Source organism: Mucilaginibacter sp. 5C4, assembly GCF_034345625.1.
GTDB classification, from domain to species: domain Bacteria; phylum Bacteroidota; class Bacteroidia; order Sphingobacteriales; family Sphingobacteriaceae; genus Mucilaginibacter; species Mucilaginibacter aurantiaciroseus.
On record NZ_CP133775.1, the window covers coordinates 294,208 to 314,892 of the forward strand.

Consider the following 20,685-nt stretch of genomic DNA (forward strand, 5'->3'; position numbering starts at 1 on the left):
ATGAAAACAACCACCGAACAATTATATCAGCTATTCATTCAACACCCGGTTATTAGTACCGATACCCGCAAAATAGCGCCCGGCAGCCTATTCTTTGCGCTAAAAGGCGATAAGTTTGATGCTAATACCTTTGCCGCGCAGGCAGTTGAAGCGGGTGCAGCCTATGCGGTAATCGATAACCCGGAATTTGCCACCGGCGAAAGGTTTTTTTGGTTGATGATGTGCTTACCGCACTGCAGGAGCTGGCAAAGTATCACCGTAAGCAATTAAGCCTCCCAGTAATTGGCCTTACCGGCACTAATGGCAAAACTACTACCAAAGAATTGATCAACGCTGTGTTATCTCAAAAGTTTAAAACGCTGGCTACACAAGGTAATTTAAATAACCATATTGGTGTGCCGTTAACCATCCTGACTATTGATAATTCGCACGAAATGGCGGTGATAGAAATGGGCGCCAACCACCAAAAAGAGATTGCATTGCTTTGTAGCATTGCGCAGCCTACCCACGGATTAATTACTAACGTAGGCAAAGCGCATTTAGAGGGGTTTGGGGGCGTTGAAGGGGTGAAAAAAGGTAAAGGAGAACTATATGATTATTTTTCTAACTTGGAAAATTCGGAAGTCGGGAAGTACGCTGTTTTTGTAAATAGTGATGATGTAACCCTACTTGAGATGCAAAAGGCACGTGTGTTAAAAGAGGTAATTTACTATGGCAAAAACAGTAACCCTGATAATCTTGTTAGCGGAATGCTGTTAGACAACTCACCTTATTTAACCTTGAAATGGTACGACAAAGCAAGTTCATCATACAACGTAAAATCACAGCTTACGGGTTCTTATAATTTAGATAATATACTGACTGCGATTTGTATAGGCCGTTATTTCGGGCTATCATCCGATGAGATAGACCAGGGGATCGAGGGGTATCAACCTAAAAATAACCGTTCGCAGATCACCAAAACGGCAACCAACACCCTCATTTGCGATTTTTACAACGCCAATCCGAGCAGCATGTTCGTGGCTATCGAAAACATGGATAAGGTACAAGCAGAACGCAAAGTGATGATATTGGGCGATATGTTTGAGATGGGCGCAGAATCGGCCGTAGAACATACCTCTGTTATCCATAAAGCCATGGCCGCTAATGTCGACGAGCGCATATTTATCGGCAAAGATTTTTCGAGCCAGCAAACCGAAGTGGATAATACCAACCTCATCAACACAACCTTTTACCTAACTGCCGAAGATGCCATGATAGGTTTAAAACAAAACCCAATTACCAATGCAACCATCCTGATCAAAGGATCTCGCGGAATGGCTTTGGAGCGGTTGGTGGAGTTGTTGTAAAAACACATCTTGTTCACGGAAGCCATTTTAATAATATTCTGAAAAACAAGATATTATATAAAAATCTTGTATTCACATTGTGAACATGAACACGGTGTTTTAGTATTTAAGAGCCAATTCTGCTACTTCTTCACCTACTAAACTGCCTATGGCCACACCCATTAAAAATCATTTTTTAAAATAAATAAATTGTCTGTAGCGTTACGGGCAAGGCCTGCGTAATGCCATTAATCGTTCTATTGATATTGCATTACAACGTATTGCATATGCCTCCACAAGATAGCCGGCCAGCTTCTTCAAAAGGCAGAATAATATGATAGTTTGATTGTTGTTTAGAAAGGCTGCCTTAGGGTAGCCTTTTCTTTTTAGTGGGCTATCGCGTATAAAGTTTAATGCCATGTTAAACCCTGCAACAAAATTTTAATCTTATAAAGAGTACAGCGACTCAACCTTACATGTAATGCCTATTAAACGCACAATTTTATCCGTCCTATTAGTAACCATCCGTTTTTTATGCCGCGCACAGGACGATTATCAATTAAATGTAAGGGTTACGGGCAGTAATGCCTACATATCTTCAGTCCATTTTCAAACAAACGGTATAACTGTTTACATTGACCCGCTGGGCCGGGTTACACAAGAGTACGATGGTAGTACTAATGATTATTATGATAATGTTGATGATGACGGCCGGGACATACGCTTCACAAGCTTCACCAACCCCAATGTTGAGTATTACGATAATTTTGACAGGGATGAGCTTAAAGGCAAAGTAAAGTCGATAGGTGGCGTTACCATTACTTATTATGACAGGTTTGACTGGCACGAGTTAATAGGCAAAGTAAAATCAATCGGTAATATTAAGTTTATCTATTACGACAGGTTTGACTGGGATGAACTACTTGGCAAAATGAAATCGATCGGCGATAACAAAATCACCTATTATGACCGGTTTGATCTTGATGAATTGATAGGCAAGCTAAAAACAATAGGCAATACCACAGTTACTTATTACGACAGGTTTGATAGCGGCTATAACACCGGCCAGATTAAAGCTATCACAGGCACAACAGCAAACGTTATCTGGCATCGCCGAATTTAATTTCAAAAAAAGGCCCCAACAATACTGTTGGGGCCGTATATCTTGGTTCTTGAATCTTAAAATCTTGCTTCTCTTAATTCAGCCTGTAAGGCGCAATTAAATAAAACTCCGGGATCTGTACGTTAAAGACGGAATTATCCAAAAGGCGCTCCATTTGGTATTCGCCTTTCATGCTGCCCATATCGGTTTTTAGGTTGCAGCCGCTTACATATTCGTGTGAACTACCTGGCTCTATAATTGGCTGCTGCCCTACTACACCTTCGCCCTCAACTTCGCGCTTTGCGCCATTAGAATCAAAAATGTACCAGTGGCGGCTTACCAAACGTACCGCATAATTGCCCATATTCTCTATACTCACCCTGTAGGCAAACATAAAGTGATCGTTCATTGGGTTAGAATATTCGGGCTGATAAATTGTTTCCACTGAAACCTTAACACCTTCAGTTATGATAGTGGTCATTTCTTATTGTCTTCGTTATATTTCAAATATATAGCATGTATACAAATATTACGCCATTTCAAAAGCATATTTTTTGTCTACCTGATCCAATATATCCATAATCTCTTCTACGGTTGCCGCGGTTACAAGTTTCATGCGGTACTCCTTAAAATCGGGCACGCCTTTAAAATAGTTGCTGTAATGGCGGCGCATTTCAAAAATACCGGTACGCGGGCCTTTCCACTCCATTGATTTTTCGAGGTGGGTTTTGCAAACCTCAATACGCTCGGCAATGGTTGGTTTGTCCAAGTGTTCACCGGTTTTAAAATAATGCTTTATCTCGCGGAAGATCCACGGATAACCTATAGCCGCACGGCCGATCATCATGCCATCCACCTCAAATTGCGTACGCCATTCGGCAGCTTTCTCGGGGGAATCTATATCACCATTCCCAAAGATCGGGATCTTGATGCGTGGGTTCTTTTTAATATCGTGGATCAGCGTCCAGTCGGCAACACCTTTGTACATTTGCGAACGGGTACGGCCATGTATGGTTAGTGCCTTTATACCTACATCCTGCAGCCGTTCGGCAACTTCGTAAACGTTTTTGGTGTTATCGTCCCAGCCTAAGCGGGTTTTAACGGTAACAGGCAAATGGGTGGCATTTACAACCGCTTTGGTCATGGCTACCATTTTATCAATATCCTGCAAAAGGCTTGCGCCTGCGCCACGGCATGCCACCTGTTTAACGGGGCAGCCGTAGTTTATATCCATCAGGTCGGGGCCAGCAAGTGATGCTATTTCGGTAGCCTCTCGCATGTGGTCGATATCGCTGCCGAAGATCTGGATGCCTATCGGGCGTTCATATTCAAAAATGTCGAGCTTTTGGCGGCTTTTAGCGGCATCGCGGATCAATCCTTCTGATGAAATAAACTCGGTGTACATCATATCCGCGCCGTTTTGCTTACACACGTAACGGAATGGCGGATCGCTCACGTCCTCCATCGGTGCCAGCAACAGCGGGAATTCCCCTAAATCAATATTTCCTATTTGTACAGACATGCTTATATTTAACCCTGCAAATTTACGAAATATTAAGCAATATGATGAAAAGCCCTGTAAATCAAATGTCCCCGGCAAAACAGTTCCTGCTTTTTGTGGCTGTTTTTGGAGGGATATTTTTAGCTGGCAACCTTTTAGGCTTTGGGATGATAGCCGCCATATACGGAATTGACATATTGTTGGATATAGCCAAGCTAAACTTTAGCCACCCGCAAAGTATAAATGCCTTATACATTTTACAGGTGGTTACCACCACAATCCCGATCTTTTTGGCACCGGTTGTATTTGCAAAATGGATTGTAAGGGATACTAACGATTATATTAAACCTACTTTTCGTTTCCCCTGGCTGCTGTTTGTCATAGCCTTTTTTATAATGGCTTTAACAATGCCTTTGATAGAGTTTTTAAGTAATATGAACCAGCAGATGATTTTGCCCAAATGGCTTGGTGGCTTAGAGAAATGGATGAAAGACAGCGAAGAAAGTGCACGCCGCGTTACCGAAGCCATCCTTAAAATGGATTCGGTATGGGATTGTATAAAGAATGTATTGCTGATAGGGTTTTTAACTGCCGTTGCCGAGGAGTTTATGTTTCGTGGTGTACTGCAAACCATATTTGAAAAATGGACCAAAAACACGCACATAGCTATCTGGGTAGTCGCCGTGCTTTTCAGCGCTTTCCATATGGAGTTTTATGGCTTTTTTCCGCGTACATTGTTAGGCGCAATATTCGGTTATTTTGTAGCCTACAGCGGCAGCATCTGGCCTGCGATTTGGGGGCATTTCTTAAATAATGCAACAGCGGTGATAAGCACTTACCTATATCAAAAAAAACTTATTACATTAAACCCCGACGAAACCAACGTATTTAACACGCCAGGCTACCTGTTTAGCCTGATAATTATTATAAATTTGCTGTTAGTTTACAAAAAAGTAGCACAGGGCAGGCAAAAGCCCCTATTAAATGGAGAAGAACTGGGTTAAAATTTTTACATCGTCAAACTTTTATCAGTCAGAAATTGTGAAGCAGGTGCTTACCGGGTATCAGATTGATGCCGTGTTGCTTAATAAGCAGGCGTCATCTCACCAGGCATTTGGCGATATTGAAGTTTACGTGCACCAGGAAAACTTTAGCAGTGCTATCGAAATAATGATATTGAACCAGATAAATTTATGAAGACACGCGCCATAACAGGCTTCTTTTTTATTATAGTGATGATCGGGTCCGTGTTATTGGATCATAACGTTTTCGGGGCATTTTACCTCATCTTAAGCCTGCTTTGCCTGCACGAGTTTTATGGCCTTAATATTAAAAGCGGCATCCAGCCAAATCGCACATCAGGCTTTATAAACGCGGTTTTCATCTACTCACTTTTCGCTGTGATAGTGTACCATGACAGGCCAATTTACCATAGCCTGCTGTTTTTACTTACGCTTAGCTTTAGCGCCATTTTTATTCAGGAGCTCTTTAAGATTTCGGTGGCGCCGCTAACCAATATTGCTTATACCATATTAGGCTTAGTATTTGTGATCGTTCCGTTTACCTTTTTCCACGCCCTCGCGTTTATTAAAGGCTCGTATAATTTCCACTTCCCTTTGGCTTTTTTACTGATGCTTTGGAGTAACGACACGGGTGCTTATTTAACCGGCCGGGCATTTGGCCGTACCAAACTATTTGAACGCCATTCCCCTAAAAAAACCTGGGAAGGCTTTATTGGTGGGGTGGTTATCAGCGGCGGGGTGGGTTATATCATCAGCCTGTACTTCCCAGAGCTGGATTGGAAGCAATGGGTATCTGTAGGGATACTGATATCGTTCTTTGGTACGCTGGGCGATTTGGTAGAATCGATGTTTAAGCGCAGCATAAATATTAAAGATTCGGGCAGTATATTGCCGGGCCATGGCGGCCTGCTGGATAGGTTCGACGGATTTTTATTAGCCGCTCCCATTGTTTATACATACTTGTACTTTGTTGTAAATGTTTAGTTTTGTAAAAACTTATTAGCCTATATATATGACTTTTCATAAAGAAGGATATACATCACTTGCCTTAACCATACTGGTTATAGCATTACTTAATGCTGCTATATCATTTTACTTCCCCGATGCCCACGCGGTAAAATGGATAGTTTACATCCTGTCGTTTTTACTGTTTGTAATCATCGTACAATTTTTCCGCAACCCTAAATTTGTTATCACTACCAGCGAGAACCATATTTTGTGCCCTGCCGATGGTAAAGTGGTTGTTATTGAAGAAGCAGACGAGACCGAATTTTTGAAAGACAGGAGGATCCAGCTATCGGTATTTATGTCGCCCGTAAACGTGCACGTGAACCGGAACCCTATAAGTGGTGTTGTAAAATATTTTAAATACCACCCGGGTAAATACCTGGTGGCATGGCACCCAAAATCATCTACCGAGAACGAGCGTACAACGGTTGTAACCGAGAACAGCCACGGTGTACAGATATTGTTCCGCCAGATAGCCGGCGCGCTTGCACGCCGCATTGTATGGTATGTTAAAGAAGGCGATGTAGTTGAGCAAGGCCAGCAGTTTGGCTTTATTAAATTTGGGTCGAGGGTAGATCTGTTCCTGCCATTGGGCACTAAGATCAATGTGGAGCTTAACCAGGTTGTTAAAGGTGGCCGTACTATACTAGCCGAACTAACCAGCATGGCTGCTGCTACTACCGAAGTATCATCTGATGTTTTAGAAGACACCCATATTCCCGATGTAGAAACACCATTATCTAACGCGCATGGCGAAGAGACATTGGTAATTGAGCATGATCTAAAGAAAGAGCAACCCGTTGCTAAACCTGCTGTAGTAAAAGCTCCCGCACCTGCCGCTGCTAAAAAACCTGCTGCAAAAGCACCTGCAAAACCAAAAACTGCTGATAGGAAATAACATTTCCGATATATTTAAAAGCCCTGGTGTAACCACATCGGGGCTTTTTTGTTCCTTCATGTTCATTGCGAGCGATAGCGTGGCAATCTCAGCATATCCGCCAGTCTCTTAAATTATTGCGTTGTTATCGCCCCCCCGCAATAACATGGATTACTTTGTCGCAATAAAAATGGTTCGACAGGCCCACAATGACAATCCTGTGTAAAATCTCAATCAACGCAAAAAAACCCGCCCGTATTACGGGCAGGTTTGGTTTGCTTTATATTGTATCCGCCTTGCGGCGAAAAGATAATTAAACCCTTTTTGATTTGATACGAGCTGCTTTACCGGTAAGGGCACGCAGGTAGAACAATTTAGCGCGGCGTACTTTACCAACACTGTTAACTTCGATCTTATCGATGTTTGGAGAGTTGATAGGAAATATACGCTCAACACCAATACCGTTAGACACTTTACGTACTGTAAAGGTTTCGCTGTTACCAACACTGTTGCGTTGTAAACAAACACCCTGGTAAAGTTGGATACGTTCTTTGTTACCTTCTCTGATCTTATAATACACGCTAACAGTATCACCAGCCTTAAACGACGGGAAGGTATTCTTAATTACTGATTGCTCTTCTACAAATTTTACTAAATCCATGATTTTTAGCTCTTAAAGCGATTTTTAACCCGTAAAAATCGGAGTGCAATTATAAGGATATTTTTTGAATTTTAAAAACCTATTTTAAAAATTTCCACAAATTGTGTTTTGTCCACACATCATGTGGGTTTTGGTTGATTATATGAATAGTTTTAAGGCGGTTAACTATACGCCACTCAACTATACAACCACTAATCCGTTTACTCCAATAGATCGGGCCGGCGGGTTTTAGTGCGCTCCAATGCTTGTTCAAAACGCCATTTTTCTACCTCGGGGGTGTTACCGCTTAGTAAAATTGCCGGTACCTTATGTCCGTTCCAATCGGCAGGGCGGGTGTAAACGGGGGCGTCCAGCATATCATCCTGAAAAGAATCGGACAGGGCCGAGGTCTCGTCGCTTAACACGCCCGGTATCAGCCTCACCACGGCATCAACCAGTACAGCTGCGGGCAGTTCGCCGCCCGAGACCACATAGTCGCCTATAGAGATCTCGCGTGTAACGTAGATATCCCTGATGCGCTGGTCTATCCCCTTGTAGTGCCCGCAAAGTATAATAACGTTTTGTTTGATGGAGAGCTGATTAGCAATTCCCTGGTTCAGCGTTTCGCCATCTGGCGACATAAAGATGATCTCGTCATACTCACGCTCACTTTTTAATTTTTCAATACAATCTGCAAAGGGCTGTATTGTCATCACCATTCCGCTGCCGCCACCATACGGATAATCGTCAACGCTTTTTTGTTTCGCTGTTGAATAATCGCGCAGGTTATGCACCACAATTTCGGCAACGCCCTTTTTTTGGGCGCGCTGTAAAATAGAATGGGCAAACGGGCTTTCCAGCAGGCCGGGCAAAACAGATATGATATCGAAACGCATGGGGCAAAGATACTTTTATTAGACACAGGAGTAAAGGATCAAGAACTAAGACTTTTTTGAGCTTGATTCCAAAACTCCTAGCGTCTCTTTCTAATCCCCCTCTTCCAGCTCAAATATCTCTTCTACAGGCTTGCCGAATACGCGGCCAATTGCACAAAAATTCAGTTTTATTGTTAGACAAATTAGTAAGCGATAAGACAGCGTATTCAGAAATAGAATTAAAGGATGTTTTTTAGTTGATAATCTGCTTTTATTCCTCATATTAAGAGGCTAAACCAAAGCCTCTTTTTTTATGTCAATAAAAATAAAACAAAAGCAAACGGGTAAAATTGAATATGTAAGCTACGAATATTGCATGTCCACTATTAATAAGAATCTTTATGAAGCGTTAGAATTCAAAGACCTATACGAATTATATAATAGTAATACGGGAGAAGAAGTTTGGCAAGGTACAATAGATAAAAAAGATGCATTCGAGGCGATATTAAAGCATCCTAATATATTTAGAATAGAATATTCAGAAAAAAATACAAATTTAGAAGATATAAGTGAACTATCAATAGCTCAACTTTTAGATCAATTGCCCTTTGAAGACCCACCCTTAGAAAAAGGAAACTTATTGCCGACGAAAACTCCAAAGGCGTATATAAGACCCATTATAAAAAGTACTGGTAACACCATACGTAAAGTTATTAATAATGCTTTAATTGCTACAATAATTGGAGGAATAATTGCTCTTATATTAGGAACATGGTTTTGTATTAAATTTGGTTTGCTGCCAGAGGTTGGTGGTTTTAAAAAATGGAAATAAATGTTGTCCCAACTGGTATATAGTTACCAGTATTTTTGACAAATATTTTTCAAAATAAAAAAAGCGCTACAAAGAGCGCTTTAAAATATGTTGTTAAAAGAATGCTATTCTGATAAGTAAACATCCAGCAAGCCATCCGGCAGGGCAATATAGATCTCGCCGCTTTCAACATCAATACCTTTTATAATATCCACATTAAGGGGGAACAACACTTCCTTACTTTTATAATTTACAGACGCGATCAATTGCTGCGGATATTCTATCACATCCAGTATCTCGCCAAGTTCGCCATGGTTTTCATCAACCGCAATAAAGCCTTTTACATCTTTAAGTGTAAATTCTTCCTTTTTCTTTTTAGGCTTTACCTTATTTGGCAGGTAAATGTCCTTTTTAACCAGCATACTTGCCTTTTCAATGGTATCTACATCTTCGAGGTTTAAATATGCCTGGCTCTTTTGTAAAAACTTGATAGAGCTAACAAAATATGGTACCAGCTTACCGGCAATGTCTATAAATAGCGATTTGATCTTGATGGCCTCGGCATCCTCAAAATCAATATAAACCTGCATCTCGCCTTTAAGGCCTTTGGTTTTCAAAATGCTGCCAAGTCTAAAATATTCTGCCGTGTTTGTCATATATAAATACGTTTAAATAACAATGGCGAAGAACCGTTGGGTGCTTCGCCATTTGCTTTATGAACTTGCGTTCAAATAATTATTCAGCCTTTTCTGCTTCGCCTTCAGTATCAGCAGCAGCTTCTTCAGCCGGTGCTTCAGAACCTTCTTCTTCTACTACTTCTTCGGCAACAGGAGCATTTTTAGCAGCGATAGCTGCAGCTTTATCTTCTTTCTTTTTCGCTTCAGCAATTAAAGCCAGTTTACGGGCTTCGTCTTTTGCAGCGTTAAGGTTTGATTTTTTGCCCGTTATTTTACCGTCTTTTTGGTCTAACCACTCAGCAAATTTAGTTTCTGCCTGTTCTTCGGTTAAAGCACCTTTTTTAACACCGCCTTGTAAGTGTTTTTTGTATAATACGCCTTTGTAAGACAGTATTGCACGGCAAGTGTCTGTTGGCTGTGCACCATTGTTTACCCACTCAAGCGTTTTCTCGAAGTTGATATCAATTGTAGCCGGGTTTGTGTTAGGGTTGTATGAACCTACACGCTCAATAAAACGACCGTCTCTTGGAGCACGGGCATCTGCTACTACGATGTAATAAAAGGGCTTACCTTTTTTACCGTGTCTTTGCAGTCTAATTTTAGTTGCCATTCTTTTGTTTTTATGTATTCAACATTGTCCCCGGAGTTCTTTCTGCGGGGATGCAAAGGTATAAATTATTATTTATATTTAAAAGGCTTATAATTAATTAGGTAAAGGTTTTAAACTCGCCGAAAGCGGAGTAATGCATCAATTCCTCCTTGGAAGGGGTACGGTAGGAATGAGAAGTGGCAGGAGGGATTAGCAGCTTTATAAGCTCATTTTCCGCTTTAAAGATAACAGCCGCTCAAATTGAGCGGCTGTTATCTTGTATATCAATCCAACTTAAATCGCCAGTATCTCTACTATCTTTAAAAAGTCGGGGTTGATTTCCACGTTATGCTTGCAGGCATGCTCAAACGGAGTGTATGAAATTTCGTTGTGGATAACGCCAATCATTTCGTTACGGTGCCCATCTTTTAACGCTTCAACAGCAGCAACGCCAACACGGCTTGCTAATACCCTGTCCTGGCATGACGGGCGGCCACCACGCTGAATGTGACCAAGGATAGAAACCCTGGTGTCGTAATGCGGGAAACGCTCCTTAACATGCCTACCTATCTCGAAAGCGCCACCGGCATCGTCACCCTCGGCAACAATAACAATTTTCGATAGCTTGTCTTTACGGCCATGTTCCAGGCGTTCGCAAAGGGCATCGATATTGGTTTTACTTTCGGGGATCACAATGGCCTCTGCGCCCGATGCAATACCGGTACGCAGGGCAATTAAACCCGAATCGCGGCCCATTACTTCAACAATAAACACACGGTCGTGAGATTCTGCAGTATCGCGGATCTTATCAACAGCGTCAATAACCGTATTAATGGCCGTATCGTAACCAATGGTAAAATCGGTACCTAAAAGGTCGTTATCAATAGTGCCGGGTAAACCCACAATAGGAAAATCGTATTCTTCGCCAAAAATATGCGCGCCGGTAAAAGTACCGTCGCCGCCAATGCCAACAAGGGCATCAACACCATGCTTTATTAGTTGATCGTAAGCTAATTTGCGGCCTTCAACAGTCCTGAACTGCTCACTGCGGGCTGTTTTAAGAATAGTACCCCCCCGCTGAATGATGTTGGAAACAGATTTCCTGTCCATGGCAAAAAACTCGCCATTTATCATCCCCTCGTACCCCCTGCGGATACCGGTAACTTCAATACCATAATAGATTGCGGAGCGTACTACCGCCCTGATGGCGGCGTTCATACCCGGTGCATCACCACCTGATGTAAAAACTCCAATGTTTTTGATCTGCGTCATTTTAAAAGGCGCTGTCGCTTTATAAGTGTAAATAAAAAGAACTTTACAAAAACCCTGTAGGTTAGCTGCATCGTTTTCGTAAAGTTCCGCGAATTTACATTAATTTTTTTAGTGCCTGCCTATTTTTTGTAAGCAGCAATACCACTGTCGAGGTATTTTACAAAACTTTCAGTGTTTGTTGCGCCTATCGGTTTAACCAGGGCTTCGCCCTTTTCGTTAATGATCACGTAGTAGGGCTGTGCGTTTGTGTCGTACTTAGATATCTCCAGATCGAGCCATTTACCGCCCAATGTGGTTATCGCCTTTTTTTGAACGGGTGAAGTGTATTGTTCTACTTTTGGCAATTCAGTTTTATCATCAATCACCATCTGTAATATCACAAATTCGTTTTGCAGGCGCTTAAGCACTTCCGGGTTGGGTAAAACATTCTGCTCCATTTCGCGGCAGTTTACGCAGTTCCAACCAGTAAAGTCAATCAGGATCGGTTTATGTAATTCTTTCGAAAGCTGTATCGCCTGGTCGTAATCATACCATTCGTCAAGCCCTTTTACCTTTGGCAAGCGTTTAAAAAGCTCTTCGTATTTTTTTGTTTTGATGCTTGATGTATTAGCTGGATTTACAACAGCTGCCGCGCCACCACCACCCGAGATATCAAAATCTTGTGTGCTCAAAGGCGGCAATAATGCGCTAATGGCTTTTAAAGGCGCTCCCCAAAGGCCGGGTATCATGTAAACGGTAAAGGCAAACATACCCATGGCAATAAAGGTGCGGGTTACGGTTAAATACTGTACATCGCTATCGTGCGAGAATTTGATCTTACCGATCAGGTATAAACTCATTAATATGCCAATGGCTATCCAAAGCGATAATACTACTTCGCGGTCTATCAAGTTCCAGTGGTAAGCCAAATCGACGTTCGACAAGAATTTCAAAGCAAAGGCGATCTCAATAAAACCTAAAATAACCTTAACGCTATTTAACCAGCCGCCAGATTTTGGCAGGCTTTTAAGCGCCGACGGGAACATGGCAAATATGGTAAACGGCAATGCTATAGCTAACGAAAAGCCAAACATTACAACCGCAGGCCCAAGCCTGTCGCCTTTTGTAAACGCGCTTGATAGTACACCACCTATAGCAGGCCCTGTACATGAAAAAGAAACCACTACCAATGTGGCCGCCATAAAGAAGATGCCGGCAAGGCCACCCTTGTCAGAATTTGCATCCAGTTTGTTGGCCAATGAGCTTGGCAACGTTATTTCAAACGCACCCAGGAACGATGCCCCGAACACGATCAACATCAAAAAGAAAAAGAAGTTAAAGATGCCGTTTGTCGCCAGGCCATTCAATGCAGCCGGGCCAAAAATGATGGTGATCAGCAAGCCAAAAACCACATAAATAAATATGATGGATAAGCCATATAGGCAAGATTGCCATATCGCATTCGCCCTTGTGCCCCCCCTTTTAGTGAAAAAGCTAACCGTTAATGGCAACATAGGGTATACGCAAGGCAATAAAAACGCTGCAAAACCACCCAAAAAGCCAATGATGAACAACTGCCAAAGGCTGGCAGACGCCTCAGCTGCAGCCGCGTCTTTTAATGTGGTATTTGTATCCGCAACCGATGTTTTTGCTGAATCCCCTTTTACTTTATCAAGCGAGTCTGCTTTTTTCTTATTGGCGATAATTTGCTGCGAGGCCGACGGCACATCCGTAAATTCAACATCATTTGTAGAAACGGTATCGGCAGTTTGTGCTTTGGCTTGCTGCGGAATAACGGCCACAAAAGAAAACAGGACAACTAAAAATAGGAACGCGTGCTTAAAAGAGCTGCGCAGGGTAGCTGATGTCATTCGTCTTGTCTTAATATTATTTACCTAACGGGATAGAAAACTCAACCTCGTCTGGTGGAAGACATTTGGAATCGTTACAGGTCATAAACTCCAGCTTGCCTTTTACAGCAGAAGCCTTTGCTGATTTTAGTTTGATTTTTTGTTGGAATACAACCGAGTTCTCAAAATAACCAACATTCATGTTAAACACTTTTTCGAAACGGGTAATCGGTTTTGGCTCGCTTGGGGTACCAACTATGCTGTATTCTTTTGATGGTGCAAAAGTAAAGCTGGTTTTTACAGGGCCGCCTTCTTTAACGGTTTGCGAGTAAATGTGCCAGCCATGGTCAATAGTGGCTTTTATTAAAACAACGGCTTCGGTAGCGCTGGTTTTTTTGGCCGCGTATGACCATCTCACGTGCGATTCTACCTGTGCCTTGGCAGCAAAAGTGATCATTAATGCGGTAACCGCTAAAAGTAATTTTCTCATTATGGTTTATTTAAAAATTCTATTTCCTTTAAATTGTATGCTTCGTCCTTACCTTCTTTGTCAATAACCAACATCCCGGCAGGCTCAACGCTTTTTATAATACCTTCAAAAATCTCCCCGTTCGACTTAAACGCGTGCTGTTCGTTTAACCAATATAGACGGCTTAAATATAAATTCCTTACAAAATCAATCCGGCCGGCCTTAAGGTGTAGGTAATAAGCCTCAATATGGTTACAAATTTCAGCTAATATATTTTTTAATTCATAATCCCTTTGTAATATCTTGCTGATAGATGTAGCATTAACCGCCCCCTGCGGGAAGTTTTCCTGATTTACATTTAATCCAATACCTATAACAGAGTGCTTGATCTGGCTGCCCTGCAAAATGTTCTCTATCAGCATACCGCCAAGCTTTGCATCGCCATAATAAATATCATTTGGCCATTTTATCTTTAGGCTGTCACGCAACAGGGGGTACAAAGCGTCATATACACCCATACTAATGGCTCGGGTAAGGTCAAACTGCTGCTGTGCCGATAAAAAGGTGGGGTTTAAAAGAATGCTGAAAGTTAAATTTTTGCCGGGTTCTGCGTGCCAGGTGTTATCACGCTGCCCGCGGCCGGCAAATTGGTCTTCTGCCATAATGACCGTTCCCTCAGGTACTGGCTTGGAATTTGACAAGATATTTTTGAGAAATGTGTTTGTAGAGTCAACTTCTTTTAGTGACACTAAGTTTTGTCCAACAAATAATCCTGAAAATATGTTATTTTGCAAAGTATAATATTATTAAACCCAAAATCGTTCAAAACTAAATCTTTTTAATGGTAAAAAGTAAAGTGATAAATGAATCTACCTATATTTCTGAACTTGCCATCCACGGCATGCAGGAAAAAAAAGGCAATGATCTGGTAAGGCTCGATCTCCGTAATATCAACAGTTCGGTAACAGACTACTTTGTAATTTGCCACGCCGATTCAACCACACAAGTAAAAGCAATTGCTCATAGTGTTGAAGAAGAAATTTATAAAGTTATGCAACAGGACCCCTGGAGGAAAGAGGGACTAGAGCATGGCGAATGGATACTGCTGGATTATGTAGACGTTGTCATACACATCTTCAGGACCGATAAACGCGAGTTTTATGGTGTTGAAGACCTATGGGGTGATGCTGAAATAAAAAGCTACAAAAGCGCTTAAACAAAAGCGCTGGAAAACAATACCCTTTTAAACTATTATTTATAAGTTGAGCTTGTAGAACATGGAAATTAACGATAAAAAAGAGTCCCAGAAACCTTTACGCAAGGTTCCGAATAAAAAAGTTACGCCGAAGCCGCCTAAATTTAACCTGATGTGGCTTTACGCCATTGCTATTATAGGTATATTGATTGTGCCTACTTTAATGAGTGGTAACAGCGGCAAAACCATCGATTTTCAAAGGTTTAGCAGCCAAATGCTGCGCAACGGCGATGTTGAAAAAATTATTGCTTACAAAAATGGGGACCTGATAACGGCCGAGGTTTTTCTAAAAAAAGGCAGTGTTGGCAAATCTGAATATGCTGATGCCAACAAAGGACAGCGTAGTTTAGGTATAGCGGCAAACGAACCGCAGTATAATTTTACCGATGCATCATACGAAAGCTTAAAGCAATCTGTTGCGGCAGCACAAAAAGACATTCCTGACGCTAACAAAATTGCTATAGAATACCAACAGGGTAAAGAGAGCCTGCTGAGCAACTGGCTTGTACAATGTGTGATAATGGCTATACTGCTTGTTGGCGTATGGTTGTTTATTATGCGCCGCATGGGCGGCGGTGCAGGAGGTGGCGCCGGTGGCCAGATCTTTAACATTGGTAAATCAAAAGCTACCTTGTTTGATAAAGAAGCCCAGGTATCAGTAACGTTTAACGATGTTGCCGGCCTGGAAGAAGCTAAACAAGAGGTAATGGAGATTGTTGATTTCCTTAAAAACCCTAAAAAATATACCAATTTGGGTGGTAAAATTCCTAAAGGCGCGTTGCTGGTAGGTTCGCCGGGTACAGGTAAAACGTTATTGGCCAAAGCTGTGGCAGGCGAAGCACAAGTGCCTTTCTTCTCCCTTTCAGGGTCTGATTTTGTGGAGATGTTTGTGGGCGTAGGTGCATCACGTGTTCGTGACTTGTTTAAACAGGCAAAGGAAAAAGCACCATGTATCATTTTTATTGATGAGATTGATGCTATTGGCCGTGCCCGTGGTAAAAACAACATGATGGGCGGTAACGACGAACGCGAAAACACCCTAAACCAGTTATTGGTTGAGATGGATGGTTTCGGTACCGACTCCGGTATTATCATACTTGCTGCTACCAACCGCCCAGACGTACTGGATAGCGCGCTAATGCGCCCGGGACGTTTCGACAGGCAGGTATCTATCGACAAACCCGACTTGATTGGCCGTGAGCAGATCTTTAAAGTACACTTAAAGCCCATTAAACTGGCAGAAGGTGTTGACCCTAAAAAACTATCTGCCCAAACACCTGGTTTTGCCGGTGCAGAAATTGCCAATGTTTGTAACGAGGCCGCGTTAATTGCCGCCCGTAAAAACAAGGAAGCAGTTGATATGAAAGATTTTCAGGATGCTATTGACCGTGTTATTGGTGGACTTGAAAAAAGGAATACCCTTATCTCTCCCGAAGAAAAACGCGTGGTTGCCTACCACGAAGCTGGGCATGCTATTGCAGGCTGGTTCCTGGAGCACACCGATCCTTTGGTTAAAGTATCAATCGTTCCGCGTGGTGTTGCCGCTTTAGGTTACGCGCAGTACCTGCCAAATGAGCGGTTCCTGGTTGCCAAAGAGGAACTGATTGATGACATGACGCTATCTATGGGTGGCAGGGTTGCAGAAGATATCATTTTTGGTAAAATAACTACCGGTGCCCTTAGCGATCTGGAACGTATTACCCGCCTTGCTTATGGTATGGTTAAGATTTATGGTATGAACGAAAAGGTTGGCAACCTATCATTCTACGACCCGCAGGGCGAAAGCCAGTTTGTTAAACCATACTCTGACGCTACCGCCGAGTTAATAGATGCCGAGGTACGTAACCTTATCGAGTCGGTTTACGCACGTACTAAAGACCTGCTGAACAAACACCGCGAAGGCCTCGAAAACGTTGCCATGAAGCTGTTAGAAAAAGAGGTTTTATTCCAGTCAGATCTGGAAGATATACTGGGTAAACGCCCGTTTGAGCACCGTACGGCTTACGATAAGTTTGTAAATGGCGAGCCGGAATTGGTACAGGATAACAATGCTATCCCCGATAAACTGATCAACCCCGAACTTTCTATGATAGATGTGCCCAAAGAGCCATCTTCAGAAAATAAATAATCAGGGGTTTATATTATTTAAGATCGCAAGTCTTTGGTCCGCATTTGTGGATAAGGCTTGCGATTTTTTATTTTATACTTATTACTTTTGAATACTAATGAGGGATATCACTACATCAAAAGAAAAGCTTTTAAAAAAGGTACGTAAAGCGCTTTTAGAGAAACGCGACAATCCCTACCCCAACCTGGAAGACCTGCCCATGTATCCGCTCAACGAGGAAATGTTGGAGGTTTTATTTGCAGAAGAATTTACCGCTGTTAGCGGCCAGTTTGTTTTTTGTGAGGATGATGTACAATTCATAGAGAACCTGCTTGAACTTGCCGAAGAACGCAAGTGGCATAAAATTTACTGTTGGGAACCCAAACTGCAGGAGATCCTAAATACTTACGAATACCCTTTTTTTGAGACCGATAAGGACTTTGACAAAGCCGAGGTTGGCTTTACCCTTTGCGAAGCTCTAATAGCCCGCAACGGCACCGTATTGCTCTCTAATGGCGATGCCGCAGGCCGCAGGCTAAGCATATACCCGCCGGTGCATATTGTGCTGGCCTACACCTCTCAACTGGTGCTCGATCTTAAAGACGGGTTTAAACTATTAAAAGAGAAATACGGCAACCGCCTGCCATCCATGATCACCCACGTTACCGGCCCAAGCCGCACTGCCGATATTGAGAAAACACTGGTACTTGGCGCCCATGGGCCTAAAGAGTTGTTTGTGTTTTTGCTGGATGGGCAGGTACTCTTGTAAAGACGCGATACTTCGCGTCTTTTGCATCAACCAGGCGCGAAGTATCGCGTATCTACGATAACAATTTCAAATCTTCCAACCTGCTTTCCTCCAATACAATCCTTTCGCTAACCTTTTTGTGGTAAGCCCATTTAATGAGGCGGATGTAACCATCGGCTATTTCTATCCCGGTGATGTCGCCGTCGTTAAAGCAGCAGCAGCCCGTGTTAAAGTAAGTATCCAGGTAACCGTTAAAATCTGGCTGGCTATTGCCTTGCAGGTGCAGGGCGGTTATCTTCTTTTCAATTTCAGTAGCCTTTGTGGTATCATTCGCTTTTTTGGCATTATCTAAACCTATGTAAAGGATCTCCAGTTGCGTTAACGATTTAAACACCGGTTGGTGCGTATGCCCGGTTATCAGCAGCATATTCTTGCGCTGGCTGCTCCATTCGTATATAATGCGGTTATGGTCTGTTTTTAGCTGATTACTGTACGCCGGTGTGTTGGGGTTGATGCGAAGGTATCCTTGCAACGGCCCCCATACATTAGACACAAACCATTTACTGAACCAATTCCCATCGCTCTGCAAATCGCCCTGGTGGCCGTGGGTCATGAAAATTTCGACGGACTTTTCTTTTACTTTGGTTTGCAAAACGGCCCCCTCATAAACCCGGATGGCGCGCCCGTAGATCTGGAACAGGCTAACAGCAGCAAGCGGGTCGTTCCCCCAATATAAGTCGTGGTTGCCAAAGATCTTCACAAACCGGTCATCATTAATAAACTGTTTCTCTTTTTCAAACGTGGCTTTATTGTGGCGCTTAACGGTCACAAACAGGTTTTCCCATAACTCTTCGCTATCGCCAAGGTTTATGTAAATGAAATCCTCTTTGTAGTAATGATCCAGCGCGGCCAGGTAATTTTTAGCCGATTTGGCAAATATATCCGCGCCATCTCGCGCACCCTTATGCTGATCTGATAGGATAATGAATTTGTTGTTATGAGCATTAAAAGGAATTACCAGGCCTTTTTTGCCGGGTTGGGTAGTAATGCTTTTGTAGAGTGAATTTAAAGCCTTGTTAACCCTCGTTTTGTTTGGGCGAGATGAAAACCTATCGGCAAGCTGTGATACGGGTTTATAAAGTAGCTTTTGAAAAAAACGGCGCATGTGGTGTAAACATGCGCCGTAGCTATTTGTGTGAACGAGGTTGTTAATAGTTGCCGGAACCTGTCGCGGTTGTTTGCCCGTTAGTAGTTTGGTCCATCATAGTTACCGAGAACTTATAAGAGTTAGCGCCGGTTTTTGTAACGGAGCCCCTTAAAGAGTAAAATGATGCTGACTGGTTAACTACACTTATGGCATACAATTTACCGGTGAAAGCTGCATTGTCGGTATCGAAATTAGCAACGTTACTTGAGCCACTGCTTGAAGTTGGCATATTATAAATGGTAAATGATGCACCACTTTGTGATGCAATGATTACATCTATATTACCCGATACACCACTTGTAGCCGGGACTGATTGGCATATACCACTGTAAGGGGTACCCTTTATCGTGAAAGTACCCTTGCCTGAACCGATATCGCCGCCATCACCGCCACCGCTGTCTTTTTTACAGCTGCCTAAAAACGCTATTACCAAAATCAGCAGCAGGCTTTTAATAAAAATGTTCCTTTTTAAAGTTTTCATATCTTTTGTTTTATGTGTTTGGTTTTGATTGGTTTTTAGAAAGTGAACAGGTAGCTAAGGCCTGCAAAAGCGAATGAGCCCCCGGTTACTTTAATGTAATTGTAGCTAACACCCAAGTTTGATTTTTCGCCAATGTTGATGCCTACTTTAGCGGCCAATAAAAGATTAGTGGTTGATGCGGAACCGCCGCCTTCTCCATCATCTTTAAAAGATGCGCGTAAGCTGTAAAGGCCTATTTGGGGCTCCACAAAAAACATATCGCCAAGTTTAGCCAGGTAACCAATTTTTATGGGGATGCCGGAGTATTTATAGGTTACATCTTCTTTAGCTACAAAGTAGTTGTATCCAATAGTGCCTGTAACCGCGCCCGCATCACTCAAATGGTATAAAGCTTTTAGATTGATACCCACACCTACCGACGATGCGTTTTTAAAATCGCCAAGCGGCAACAATACCTCCGGCTCTAAACCAAAGCCAAATGTTGATGCAGAACCATCTGCAAATGCCGCATTCTTAAAAGCTGTTTTTTGATTGAAAAGGTTTTTTTCGCTCATAAGCGGGCTAACCGTTGCCGGCTTAGCTACAAACGCCATAGAAGAAGTTGTTGCAGCAACCGGCTGTGTGCTACCTGCAAGGTTGTTTTCCTGTGCGTTGGCTGCAAAGCCTGCGCATAACAAAGGGATAAAAAGGAATTTAGAAAAGTTAAGGTTTTTCATGTTATTAATTAGTGTTGCCTACTCTGTTCCGTTTTCGGCTTTCCCGGCCACAATTGTTTGTAATTGCTTATCACAAATCTCTGTTTGTGGCGGGTGCGCACCAATGCGCTTAACACCTTAATTCGCCTGTGTTTAGGCGGTATAAATACCGTGTTTTCACGGTAAGCCAAC

23 protein-coding genes and 1 pseudogene are annotated in these 20,685 nt (G+C 42.5%); 11 read left to right on the top strand and 13 right to left on the bottom strand.

All coding sequences use genetic code 11. The features are described from left to right. The 3 genes from RHM67_RS01270 to RHM67_RS01280 all read left to right on the top strand — a co-directional run bounded on the left by RHM67_RS01270 (window position 1) and on the right by RHM67_RS01280 (window position 2,451). On the top strand, window positions 1–270 hold the full coding sequence (locus tag RHM67_RS01270) for a Mur ligase domain-containing protein (RefSeq protein WP_322229826.1): 270 nt from the start codon (window positions 1–3) through the stop codon (window positions 268–270). Beyond that, window positions 222–1,349 carry a UDP-N-acetylmuramoyl-tripeptide--D-alanyl-D-alanine ligase gene (locus RHM67_RS01275; RefSeq protein ID WP_322229828.1) on the top strand — a complete coding sequence of 376 codons (1,128 nt, stop codon included), beginning with the start codon at window positions 222–224 and terminating at the stop codon, window positions 1,347–1,349. The genes RHM67_RS01270 and RHM67_RS01275 overlap by 49 nt, the downstream gene beginning before the upstream one ends. A gap of 460 nt (window positions 1,350–1,809) precedes the next feature. Then, window positions 1,810–2,451, top strand: coding sequence for a hypothetical protein (locus RHM67_RS01280; RefSeq protein ID WP_322229830.1), 642 nt, complete (start codon window positions 1,810–1,812; stop codon window positions 2,449–2,451). A 73-nt stretch (window positions 2,452–2,524) separates the two neighbouring features. On the opposite strand, the gene apaG is transcribed toward RHM67_RS01280, so the two are convergent. Further along, complete coding sequence (gene apaG / locus RHM67_RS01285; RefSeq protein ID WP_252758665.1) at window positions 2,525–2,911, bottom strand: Co2+/Mg2+ efflux protein ApaG; 387 nt, start codon at window positions 2,909–2,911, stop codon at window positions 2,525–2,527. A 48-nt stretch (window positions 2,912–2,959) separates the two neighbouring features. Then, window positions 2,960–3,952: a tRNA dihydrouridine synthase DusB gene (gene dusB / locus RHM67_RS01290; protein WP_322229833.1), complete on the bottom strand. Its 993-nt coding sequence runs from the start codon at window positions 3,950–3,952 to the stop codon at window positions 2,960–2,962. A gap of 41 nt (window positions 3,953–3,993) precedes the next feature. Between dusB and RHM67_RS01295 the strand changes: the two genes are divergently transcribed. The 4 genes and pseudogenes from RHM67_RS01295 to RHM67_RS01310 form a co-directional block, all read left to right on the top strand. Next, a complete protein-coding gene (locus RHM67_RS01295; protein ID WP_322229836.1) occupies window positions 3,994–4,935 on the top strand; it encodes a type II CAAX endopeptidase family protein in 942 nt (313 codons plus the stop codon). Further along, window positions 4,916–5,128, top strand: a complete 213-nt coding sequence (locus RHM67_RS01300; RefSeq protein ID WP_322229839.1) for a hypothetical protein — start codon at window positions 4,916–4,918, stop codon at window positions 5,126–5,128. Before RHM67_RS01295 ends, RHM67_RS01300 begins: the two co-directional genes overlap by 20 nt. Further along, window positions 5,125–5,937, top strand: a complete 813-nt coding sequence (locus tag RHM67_RS01305; protein ID WP_322229841.1) for a phosphatidate cytidylyltransferase — start codon at window positions 5,125–5,127, stop codon at window positions 5,935–5,937. The genes RHM67_RS01300 and RHM67_RS01305 overlap by 4 nt, the downstream gene beginning before the upstream one ends. 28 nt (window positions 5,938–5,965) lie before the next feature. Then, window positions 5,966–6,619, top strand: a pseudogene (locus RHM67_RS01310) (phosphatidylserine decarboxylase family protein); the annotation flags it as partial. Between the two features lie 532 nt (window positions 6,620–7,151). Here RHM67_RS01310 and rplS read toward each other — a convergent pair. Together rplS and trmD are read right to left on the bottom strand one after the other, a co-directional pair. Beyond that, window positions 7,152–7,499, bottom strand: a complete 348-nt coding sequence (gene rplS, locus RHM67_RS01315) for a 50S ribosomal protein L19 (protein WP_369124783.1) — start codon at window positions 7,497–7,499, stop codon at window positions 7,152–7,154. A 200-nt stretch (window positions 7,500–7,699) separates the two neighbouring features. Then, a complete protein-coding gene (gene trmD / locus RHM67_RS01320; protein ID WP_252758670.1) occupies window positions 7,700–8,374 on the bottom strand; it encodes a tRNA (guanosine(37)-N1)-methyltransferase TrmD in 675 nt (224 codons plus the stop codon). A gap of 292 nt (window positions 8,375–8,666) precedes the next feature. Between trmD and RHM67_RS01325 the strand changes: the two genes are divergently transcribed. Continuing rightward, window positions 8,667–9,185 carry a hypothetical protein gene (locus tag RHM67_RS01325; RefSeq protein ID WP_322229843.1) on the top strand — a complete coding sequence of 173 codons (519 nt, stop codon included), beginning with the start codon at window positions 8,667–8,669 and terminating at the stop codon, window positions 9,183–9,185. A 104-nt stretch (window positions 9,186–9,289) separates the two neighbouring features. Here RHM67_RS01325 and rimM read toward each other — a convergent pair whose 3' ends face one another. The 6 genes from rimM to RHM67_RS01355 form a co-directional block, all read right to left on the bottom strand. Continuing rightward, entirely contained in the window at window positions 9,290–9,820 is a 531-nt protein-coding gene (gene rimM, locus RHM67_RS01330) for a ribosome maturation factor RimM (protein WP_322229846.1), read from the bottom strand. Window positions 9,821–9,899: 79 nt separating this feature from the next. Next, complete coding sequence (locus RHM67_RS01335) at window positions 9,900–10,451, bottom strand: 30S ribosomal protein S16 (RefSeq protein WP_322229849.1); 552 nt, start codon at window positions 10,449–10,451, stop codon at window positions 9,900–9,902. Between the two features lie 273 nt (window positions 10,452–10,724). Beyond that, complete coding sequence (pfkA, locus tag RHM67_RS01340; protein ID WP_322229851.1) at window positions 10,725–11,702, bottom strand: 6-phosphofructokinase; 978 nt, start codon at window positions 11,700–11,702, stop codon at window positions 10,725–10,727. 119 nt (window positions 11,703–11,821) lie between these two features. Beyond that, on the bottom strand, window positions 11,822–13,552 hold the full coding sequence (locus RHM67_RS01345; protein WP_322229853.1) for a protein-disulfide reductase DsbD family protein: 1,731 nt from the start codon (window positions 13,550–13,552) through the stop codon (window positions 11,822–11,824). A gap of 16 nt (window positions 13,553–13,568) precedes the next feature. After that, a complete protein-coding gene (locus RHM67_RS01350; RefSeq protein ID WP_322229856.1) occupies window positions 13,569–14,021 on the bottom strand; it encodes a protein-disulfide reductase DsbD N-terminal domain-containing protein in 453 nt (150 codons plus the stop codon). Next, window positions 14,021–14,749: a biotin--[acetyl-CoA-carboxylase] ligase gene (locus tag RHM67_RS01355; protein ID WP_322229859.1), complete on the bottom strand. Its 729-nt coding sequence runs from the start codon at window positions 14,747–14,749 to the stop codon at window positions 14,021–14,023. The genes RHM67_RS01350 and RHM67_RS01355 overlap by 1 nt, the downstream gene beginning before the upstream one ends. Before the next feature lie 92 nt (window positions 14,750–14,841). Here RHM67_RS01355 and rsfS point away from each other — a divergent pair, with 92 nt between their 5' ends. The 3 genes from rsfS to RHM67_RS01370 all read left to right on the top strand — a co-directional run bounded on the left by rsfS (window position 14,842) and on the right by RHM67_RS01370 (window position 18,131). Further along, window positions 14,842–15,216, top strand: coding sequence for a ribosome silencing factor (gene rsfS, locus RHM67_RS01360; RefSeq protein WP_322229862.1), 375 nt, complete (start codon window positions 14,842–14,844; stop codon window positions 15,214–15,216). Between the two features lie 61 nt (window positions 15,217–15,277). Then, the gene (gene ftsH, locus RHM67_RS01365; RefSeq protein ID WP_322229864.1) at window positions 15,278–17,383 is read left to right on the top strand and encodes an ATP-dependent zinc metalloprotease FtsH; all 2,106 of its coding nucleotides are present in this window, start codon (window positions 15,278–15,280) and stop codon (window positions 17,381–17,383) included. A 97-nt stretch (window positions 17,384–17,480) separates the two neighbouring features. Beyond that, window positions 17,481–18,131, top strand: coding sequence for a lactate utilization protein (locus tag RHM67_RS01370; protein ID WP_322229867.1), 651 nt, complete (start codon window positions 17,481–17,483; stop codon window positions 18,129–18,131). Between the two features lie 52 nt (window positions 18,132–18,183). On the opposite strand, the gene RHM67_RS01375 is transcribed toward RHM67_RS01370, so the two are convergent. Genes RHM67_RS01375 through RHM67_RS01385 form a run of 3 tightly spaced genes read right to left on the bottom strand, consistent with a single transcriptional unit; the run spans window position 18,184 to window position 20,514 of the window. Next, the gene (locus RHM67_RS01375) at window positions 18,184–19,275 is read right to left on the bottom strand and encodes a metallophosphoesterase (RefSeq protein ID WP_322229870.1); all 1,092 of its coding nucleotides are present in this window, start codon (window positions 19,273–19,275) and stop codon (window positions 18,184–18,186) included. 43 nt (window positions 19,276–19,318) lie between these two features. Then, window positions 19,319–19,798 (bottom strand): hypothetical protein, encoded by a 480-nt coding sequence (locus tag RHM67_RS01380; protein WP_322229873.1) that lies wholly within the window; start codon window positions 19,796–19,798, stop codon window positions 19,319–19,321. A gap of 35 nt (window positions 19,799–19,833) precedes the next feature. After that, complete coding sequence (locus tag RHM67_RS01385; protein ID WP_322229874.1) at window positions 19,834–20,514, bottom strand: hypothetical protein; 681 nt, start codon at window positions 20,512–20,514, stop codon at window positions 19,834–19,836. Between the last annotated feature and the right edge of the window lie 171 nt (window positions 20,515–20,685).

Excerpts from the sequence above, each read along its gene's own strand:
- RHM67_RS01270 (WP_322229826.1), top strand. The coding sequence starts at position 1 with ATGAAAACAACCACCGAACAATTATATCAGCTATTCATTCAACACCCG.
- RHM67_RS01280 (WP_322229830.1), top strand. The coding sequence starts at position 1,810 with ATGCCTATTAAACGCACAATTTTATCCGTCCTATTAGTAACCATCCGT.
- apaG (WP_252758665.1), bottom strand. The coding sequence starts at position 2,911 with ATGACCACTATCATAACTGAAGGTGTTAAGGTTTCAGTGGAAACAATT.
- dusB (WP_322229833.1), bottom strand. The coding sequence starts at position 3,952 with ATGTCTGTACAAATAGGAAATATTGATTTAGGGGAATTCCCGCTGTTG.
- RHM67_RS01295 (WP_322229836.1), top strand. The coding sequence starts at position 3,994 with ATGATGAAAAGCCCTGTAAATCAAATGTCCCCGGCAAAACAGTTCCTG.
- RHM67_RS01300 (WP_322229839.1), top strand. The coding sequence starts at position 4,916 with ATGGAGAAGAACTGGGTTAAAATTTTTACATCGTCAAACTTTTATCAG.
- RHM67_RS01305 (WP_322229841.1), top strand. The coding sequence starts at position 5,125 with ATGAAGACACGCGCCATAACAGGCTTCTTTTTTATTATAGTGATGATC.
- rplS (WP_369124783.1), bottom strand. The coding sequence starts at position 7,499 with ATGGATTTAGTAAAATTTGTAGAAGAGCAATCAGTAATTAAGAATACC.
- trmD (WP_252758670.1), bottom strand. The coding sequence starts at position 8,374 with ATGCGTTTCGATATCATATCTGTTTTGCCCGGCCTGCTGGAAAGCCCG.
- RHM67_RS01325 (WP_322229843.1), top strand. The coding sequence starts at position 8,667 with ATGTCAATAAAAATAAAACAAAAGCAAACGGGTAAAATTGAATATGTA.
- rimM (WP_322229846.1), bottom strand. The coding sequence starts at position 9,820 with ATGACAAACACGGCAGAATATTTTAGACTTGGCAGCATTTTGAAAACC.
- RHM67_RS01335 (WP_322229849.1), bottom strand. The coding sequence starts at position 10,451 with ATGGCAACTAAAATTAGACTGCAAAGACACGGTAAAAAAGGTAAGCCC.
- pfkA (WP_322229851.1), bottom strand. The coding sequence starts at position 11,702 with ATGACGCAGATCAAAAACATTGGAGTTTTTACATCAGGTGGTGATGCA.
- RHM67_RS01345 (WP_322229853.1), bottom strand. The coding sequence starts at position 13,552 with ATGACATCAGCTACCCTGCGCAGCTCTTTTAAGCACGCGTTCCTATTT.
- RHM67_RS01350 (WP_322229856.1), bottom strand. The coding sequence starts at position 14,021 with ATGAGAAAATTACTTTTAGCGGTTACCGCATTAATGATCACTTTTGCT.
- rsfS (WP_322229862.1), top strand. The coding sequence starts at position 14,842 with ATGGTAAAAAGTAAAGTGATAAATGAATCTACCTATATTTCTGAACTT.
- ftsH (WP_322229864.1), top strand. The coding sequence starts at position 15,278 with ATGGAAATTAACGATAAAAAAGAGTCCCAGAAACCTTTACGCAAGGTT.
- RHM67_RS01370 (WP_322229867.1), top strand. The coding sequence starts at position 17,481 with ATGAGGGATATCACTACATCAAAAGAAAAGCTTTTAAAAAAGGTACGT.
- RHM67_RS01375 (WP_322229870.1), bottom strand. The coding sequence starts at position 19,275 with ATGCGCCGTTTTTTTCAAAAGCTACTTTATAAACCCGTATCACAGCTT.
- RHM67_RS01380 (WP_322229873.1), bottom strand. The coding sequence starts at position 19,798 with ATGAAAACTTTAAAAAGGAACATTTTTATTAAAAGCCTGCTGCTGATT.
- RHM67_RS01385 (WP_322229874.1), bottom strand. The coding sequence starts at position 20,514 with ATGAAAAACCTTAACTTTTCTAAATTCCTTTTTATCCCTTTGTTATGC.